Raw genomic sequence first — 7,043 nt, 5'->3', positions numbered from 1 at the left:
TTTTCTTGATGTCTAGCTTCGGCGCCTTGCCCCTCGGGATCAAATGGGAAAATACTCCGGTGGCTGTGGACCTGCCTCCTCGCATTTTCCCATATGCCTGTCGGGGCAGGGATAGGCGCCTAAGCTTTTCTAATTTACCAACCTGCTAGTGCGGAGCCTTGGAATTCTTCTTCAATAAATTCTCTAACTTCGTCGGAATGGTATGCTTTAATGAATTTTTGGATGACAGGATCATTTTCGTTTTCCTTACGAACAACAATATGGTTAACGTATGGGGAATCAGCTGACTCTAACAAAATTGATTCTTCTCCAGGGTTAATACCAGCTTCTAAAGCATAATTGGAATTGATTGCTGCAGCATCGACCTCACTAAGCTGTTTTACTATTTGCGCTGCCTCTAATTCAACGAATTCAAGGTTTTTAGGGTTTTCTTCAATGTCATGAATAGAAGCATTTCCTTTTTTACCTTCTTTCACTTTGATAAAACCATTTACTTCTAATATGTCTAAAGCTCGTGCACCTTGTGTTGGATCATTCGGTAGTCCAAAGGTAGCTCCATCTGGTAGTTCATCGAAGGATGAATACTTTTCAGAATAAACGCCCATTGGAAGTAAAATAGTCTCAGCGACTGGTACTAGCTCTGTATCATTATTTTCGTTAAATGAGTCAAGAAAAGGTAGAGTTTGATAACTGTTTGCGTCCAAGCTGCCTTCATCAAGGGCAGTGTTTGGAAGTATGAAATCTGAAAAAGCCTTAATCTCAATTTCTAGTCCATCACGTGCTGCAATTTCAGCAACAACCTCAGTAACTTGTTCATGTGGACCTGACGTAACGCCAACAACTAATTTATTTTCATCTAATGGTCCTGATGTAGCATCATCACCACAAGCCGAGAGCAACCCTGTTAATAAAACTCCTGATAACACTAAGCTAAATTTCTTCATTGTAATTCCTCCTGAATATGTATTAATAAAAACGAATAAATATAAAAGCCTCTCTTTCAAAAGAAAGAGAGGCACACAAATATGTATGGTCCTCTCTTATCTTCCAAAACAAAAATGTTTTGCAGGATTTAGCACCTTTCTATACTTTTTTAGTATAGATGGTTGCCGAGCTTCAACGGGCCAGTCCCTCAGCTACTCTTGATAAGAGATAATTTCTATTAAGTTTTTCGTTTTTACTATAGAAAAAATTTACTACACTGCTCTATTGAAGTCAATAGATATTTTTATATTTTTATAATTGTTTAGAAAAATTCAAATAGAATATTATATAAATAATTATACAAAAGTGATTTATATGGAAATACTAAGATGGGAGCATTTAAAAGGTTTACATTTCGCTTTACGCTTTATTTTCATGGTTATGTTAAAGGTAAGGGGTGATTTAAAAATGCACATAAAAAAGTGAGCTGGAAATCGTATCCCCAAGCTCACTTTGTATGTGCATTCTTTACTAAAGCACCGATGAAAAAAGCTCCATTACGGTGACTATTTTAATTAAGTAATGCAAGTTTTGCTTTAGATGGCGTTTCATACTTTACAGAAACTCCATTTAACATGGTATTGTTTTGTACAATATAATACCCACCACCTAGACCATACATGGGTACATATCCATCAAGTGGTTGTTTAGCTGAATATATTCGGAATTCTTCGTTAGGCATTAATTGTCGGATAGGTTCAAGACCCGGTTCGCCACCATCAACACTATTAATTACTTTAAATAAAGTAGTTTCCTTAAGGATAGTAACCTTTCCGATTTGTCCTGCCTTAAGTTCCGTTTTTCCCCACATAACTTTTGTAGAAGAATCTACTAGTAATGCAAGTTTTGCTTTAGAAGGCGTTTCATACTTCAAAGCACTGTACATATTGACAAACAATCCGTCCCCTAGACCGTATTCTCCTCCGTATATATCTGTACGAAATGTATAGACACGGTACTCTCCACCTGCTGGTAACACCTTTCCTCTAGAGCCATCAGCCTTATATGTTGCTACATCCGCGTAAAGTGTTACTTTACCAATCTGCCCTTTTTTTAATTCTGTTTTCCCCCACATAACTTGTGTAGATGAAGCTTCTGATGTGATAGTGAAGGAAAACATCGCTACTAAAGTAAATACAATCGCTATTAATATATTTTTTTTCATTTTTTACCTCCTACAATAATTAACCAATTATAACATAAAATACATTCCTGTTTTGATATAAATTAATGTAGGTTTCGAGTTTATTAAATTAACCTCGAGCGTTAGTTTAAATACATTCTTTCACAAATTCTTTAATGCCAACTGATTAATTTAAAAGGAGAAACTGATTTACTTGTTAAAAAAGCTGTAGCTTTTCTATTCTTTCAACCGCTTCGACGAGTCTATCCTCATCAACTAATAGCCCAACCCGAACATAACCTTCTCCATGCTTACCGAAGCCATTTCCAGCAGCGACTGCAACATCAGCTTTTTCTAAAAGAAGGTCTGCAAATTCCTCGCTAGTATAGCCGTTTGGAACTGGAAGCCAAGCGAAGAAAGAGCCTTCTGGAGCTTTTACGTTCCAACCAATTTTTCTACATGCCGATATGAAAATATTTCTTCTTTTTTCATAGAGTGCTACTAATTCGTCCACACATTCTTGAGAGCTGTTTAAAGCCTCGGCGGCTGCAGACTGAACCGCAGGGAAGAGACTGACAAAAAGATGATCTTGCATAATATTAATAGCTTCAATAATTTTAGAGTTACCGACAGCAAAGCCTACACGCCATCCAGCCATATTGTAGGTTTTAGAGAGTGTATACATTTCAATACCGATTTCCTTTGCGCCTTTTGCTTCTAAAAAGCTAACTGGTTTCTTTCCATCAAACCCAATACCTCCATACGCAAAGTCATGTACAACGGCTATACCATTTTCCTTCGCTAAATCTACCGTTTCTTGAAAAAATTCTGAAGTGGCAGAAGCTCCAGTGGGATTATTAGGATAATTTAAATACATTAGTTTAGCAGCTTCTTTTTGTTCTGTAGAAAGCTGCTCGTAATCTGGCAGAAAACCATTTTCCTCTAATAGTGGCATTGTTTCAAATTGTACATTGGCTAGCCCAATACCTGATAAGTAATCTGGATAACCAGGGTCTGGAAGAAGCATTAACTCGTTATCATTCATCAAAGCTAAAGGTAGTTCAACCAAACCAATTTTAGTTCCAAATAAAATAGCGACTTCTGTATTAGGATCCAAATTTACGTTGTATTCGCGTGCATAAAAATCTACTGCTGCTTGCTTCAACTCATTTATTCCTCTGAACGGAGAATATTTGTGAGATTGAGGGTTTTTAGCAGCACTTGATAATGCTTTTACAATATGATCCGGTGTAGGCTGGTCGGGATTACCTTGTCCAAGATTTATTACATCTCTTCCTTCTGCCGCAGCCTTTGCAACTTTTTGTACTAATGTTGCAAAAAACTGGGGAGGAAGATTTTTTAAACGATCAGAAAATTCCATGGGCAATACCTCTTTTTCTAAATAGTTGCATATATTAGTCAAATCTTATAACCTTTTTAGTATTATGTCTAGAGGTGGTGTCGGTATGAAAATTGCTTGTGTTCAGTTAGATATAGCATTTGGTAATCCTAAAGAAAATTTTGAAAACGTTGAAAGAAAGATTAGAGAGGCTGCAAAGCAAGAAGCTAAACTAATCATTTTACCGGAAATGTGGAACACGGGATATGATTTGACTAGATTAGAAGAAATAGCTGATAAAGAGGGGAACGACACAAAGAAATTATTAACCAAGCTAGCGAAGGAATTACATATTCACATTATCGGTGGCTCTGTCTCTACAAAGAAGGATTCTCATTTTTATAATACGATGTATATTGTAAATGATTCTGGAGATATCATAACTGAGTACGATAAGGCCCACTTATTTAAGCTAATGGATGAACATATGTATTTAAAAGCAGGAAACGAGAAAAACTTATTCGAAATCGAGAATATAACGATGGCAGGTGTTATATGCTATGATCTTCGCTTTCCTGAATGGTTTCGTGCCCATTCTTTACTAGGAGCCAAGGTAATATTTGTACCTGCACAGTGGCCAGCTGCACGAATTGATCATTGGAAAATTCTTCTGCAGGCAAGAGCAATCGAAAATCAATGCTATATAGTGGCAGTAAACAGAGTCGGCGACGATCCAAACAATCAATTCAATGGTAACTCGATGGTGATTGCCCCTTGGGGAGAAATAGTATGGTTAGGTAATGAGGAGGAAACTAACGGTCTAGTAGATATTGATTTAAATCTTGTAGAAGAAGTAAGAGGTAGAATTCCAGTCTTTCAAGATAGGAGAGAATCATTATATAAATAATAATATTTATTTTTGAAAACTCTATATTTAAGTTGACTGATAGTTTGCTTTTTTGTATGGTTTGTTAAAGGGGGAGAAATAATGACAGAACACAAAATTGCTATACAGGATGAGTATCCGGATGATTTTGCTTGGTGTTATGGATGTGGTCGTTTAAATGAAGAGGGGTATCATTTAAAGACATATTGGAATGGAGAGCAAACAGAAACAATTTATCAACCTAGAGAAGAACATACTGCGATTCCAGGCTTTGTATATGGAGGATTAATAGGGGCTTTGGTAGATTGTCACGGAACCGGCTCAGCTTCACTTGCTCTTCACCGAAAAAATGGTTTTGAGCCTGGAAGTGGCGAAGCGCCTCCAAGATTTGTGACAGGCTCTCTTCACGTAGATTTTTTAAAGCCGACTCCTCAAAAGGTTGAGCTTAAGGCTATCGGTACGGTGGAAGAAATACATCCGAAAAAGTGGAAGGTGACTTCTGAGGTGTTTGCTGGAGACGTCCTTTGTGCTAAAGGGGAAGTAATCGCTGTTGTCATGCCTGCTACTTTTGCGAAATAGTAAATATAACAGTTAACACAGGATATTTTTCCTGTGTTTTTATTATTGATTAAAGGAAAATAGTGACTTTCTGCAAAGGTCGGTTACCCATGTTGTAACTGGATATTTATGTTAAAATATTAAAGAGTTTATCAATGTAGAGACTTTAAATGACACGATATAGGTCATTGTTTTTGAGGTAGAGTTGAATGATTTGTAATCTTTAAGGAGGGACAAAATGATAAAATCTGCAAAGGGTCAATTAATACTTTCCACAATAACTGCCACTCTCTTTATTATTGCTTCCTTTTCTTTTATACAATTTAATGATGGTAATAGTTTTTTCTTTGGACCGGTTGTGTTCTACATTTTAATGTTATTAAATGTATTTCATGCGGGATTATTAACGCAAAAATATATTCAATTCAAAAATGACGACACTGATTAAACTACAGATAAATTAAAAATATAATCGTTAATAGGCAGAAACACAATGATGAGCTATAGGTGGAGTTCTCAGCTTTTTATTGCATTTCAGTTCCTTGAAATAGCCTTATGATCCTGTTTTCTAGCTTTTCTTATACATATGATAAACTTTTAGTAATGGAACATAGGATGTTTGTTAAAAACAACTATTAAATTTAAGATTATAACCCCTCTTTTATGGGAAAGAAGTAATGAAGGAGGGGAAACTAATGGATACTATTTTGTACTTATTTTTTACAGCGGCATATATAGGGCTTTTTATTTGGGGATTAATAGGAATAAAGAAAAAAGATGTTTTCAAGTGGACAAGCTTTGTGTATCTTATTATTTTGGCACTCATCTATGATAATGGAATAATTGGTATAGGGAGATGGATCGGTGAAGGTGATTTGCTGGAAACCTTGAATCTCTTACGATTTTGGACGCATGCATTTTTAACTCCATTACTTGTCTTATTTGCGGTTGGTACATTGAAGGAAAGTGGAATAGCATGGGCTAAGAAAAAATGGCTTACGATATCAGCTATTATTTATACATTGATTTTAATAGGTATTGAAATATGGTTGGAAGCGTCTCAGCTTACATTAAAGGCTGAGGAAGAATATGGGGTTCTTAGATATGTCTCTACAGAAGAAGCTTCAGGGCCACCAATTATGATTCTTCTAGTAACACTTGTATTAATCGTGACTAGTGCTATTCTTTGGAAGAAAACAAAATGGCCAGTCTTTTTTATAGGTGCAATCGTTATGACAATTGGTAGTGCGGTTCCTATCAATGTAGAGAGCGGTGCGGTCACGAATGCATTTGAATTGTTCTTATTATTTACGCTTATTTGGACAAAGAGAAGGCTCATAAGAGATAAGCTCCAATCTAAATAAATTCAAATAAATATTTAAAGAAATTAAGACGACTCAATAAATTACTGGGTTGTCTTTTTGAATTTAACTAAACTAATGGCAAGAGAAGTCTAACGATCAATATAGAAAAAATAAGTTGGAACTACCTTAAATATGTTAGGCTTTGGTCAAGAGATATAATGCCAGTTAAGTATAAAGATGAGGAGGATAAAAATGAAATCTGAAAAAGAAAAAATGCTGTCCGGTGAATTGTATAATCCAGCAGATACCGAATTAGTTAGAGACAGGGAAGAGGCAAGGAGAAAGGTAAGAATTTATAATGAGACTATTGAAAGTGAAGGGGAAAAACGCCGTGAACTACTAATGGACTTATTAGGTTCTACAGGGAAATTAGTTTATATGGAGCCAACGATTAGATTTGATTATGGATATAATACCCATGTTGGTGATAACTTTTTTGCGAATTTTGATTGTATCATATTGGATGTTTGTGAAGTTCGCTTCGGGGACAATTGCATGCTTGGACCAAGTGTGCAAATTTATACAGCCACACATCCTCTGCATCCAGGAGAACGTAATTCCGGCAGGGAGTATGGAAAACCTGTAACGATTGGAAATAATGTTTGGATAGGGGGACATGCAGTTATCAATCCAGGAGTCAATATTGGAGATAATGCTATTATTGCAGCTGGTGCTGTCGTTGTAAAAGATGTGCCTGCGAATGTGGTGGTAGGCGGTAATCCGGCAAAAGTAATTAAAGAAATTGAAATATAATGACCTCCTTAGGGGGAAGCAGGAGCATAAAAGTAT

The 7,043-nt window shown here is 36.1% G+C and carries 8 protein-coding genes and 1 riboswitch; of the genes, 5 read left to right on the top strand and 3 right to left on the bottom strand.

The genetic code is table 11. The features are described 5' to 3' along the window. Positions 1–134 precede the first annotated feature (134 nt). From HF876_RS11305 to HF876_RS11295, 3 genes are all read right to left on the bottom strand, one after another. Entirely contained in the window at positions 135–944 is an 810-nt protein-coding gene (locus HF876_RS11305) for a MetQ/NlpA family ABC transporter substrate-binding protein (protein ID WP_169360159.1), read from the bottom strand. A 93-nt stretch (positions 945–1,037) separates the two neighbouring features. Then, positions 1,038–1,152, bottom strand: a riboswitch (SAM riboswitch). A 343-nt stretch (positions 1,153–1,495) separates the two neighbouring features. Continuing rightward, entirely contained in the window at positions 1,496–2,149 is a 654-nt protein-coding gene (locus HF876_RS11300; protein ID WP_169360158.1) for a hypothetical protein, read from the bottom strand. Positions 2,150–2,324: 175 nt separating this feature from the next. Beyond that, positions 2,325–3,488, bottom strand: coding sequence for a pyridoxal phosphate-dependent aminotransferase (locus HF876_RS11295; protein WP_169360157.1), 1,164 nt, complete (start codon positions 3,486–3,488; stop codon positions 2,325–2,327). A gap of 85 nt (positions 3,489–3,573) precedes the next feature. Here HF876_RS11295 and HF876_RS11290 point away from each other — a divergent pair, with 85 nt between their 5' ends. From HF876_RS11290 to HF876_RS11270, 5 genes are all read left to right on the top strand, one after another. Continuing rightward, complete coding sequence (locus HF876_RS11290) at positions 3,574–4,353, top strand: carbon-nitrogen family hydrolase (protein ID WP_169360156.1); 780 nt, start codon at positions 3,574–3,576, stop codon at positions 4,351–4,353. 81 nt (positions 4,354–4,434) lie between these two features. Next, positions 4,435–4,911, top strand: coding sequence for a PaaI family thioesterase (locus tag HF876_RS11285; protein ID WP_169360155.1), 477 nt, complete (start codon positions 4,435–4,437; stop codon positions 4,909–4,911). 217 nt (positions 4,912–5,128) lie between these two features. After that, positions 5,129–5,338: a hypothetical protein gene (locus tag HF876_RS11280; RefSeq protein ID WP_169360154.1), complete on the top strand. Its 210-nt coding sequence runs from the start codon at positions 5,129–5,131 to the stop codon at positions 5,336–5,338. 247 nt (positions 5,339–5,585) lie between these two features. Continuing rightward, entirely contained in the window at positions 5,586–6,254 is a 669-nt protein-coding gene (locus HF876_RS11275) for a hypothetical protein (protein ID WP_169360153.1), read from the top strand. Positions 6,255–6,446: 192 nt separating this feature from the next. Then, a complete protein-coding gene (locus tag HF876_RS11270; protein WP_169360152.1) occupies positions 6,447–7,007 on the top strand; it encodes a sugar O-acetyltransferase in 561 nt (186 codons plus the stop codon). The last annotated feature ends 36 nt before the right edge of the window (positions 7,008–7,043 follow it).

Source organism: Psychrobacillus sp. BL-248-WT-3 (genome assembly GCF_012843435.1).
Taxonomy (GTDB): domain Bacteria; phylum Bacillota; class Bacilli; order Bacillales_A; family Planococcaceae; genus Psychrobacillus.
This window is presented reverse-complemented; position numbering and strand designations above follow the sequence as displayed.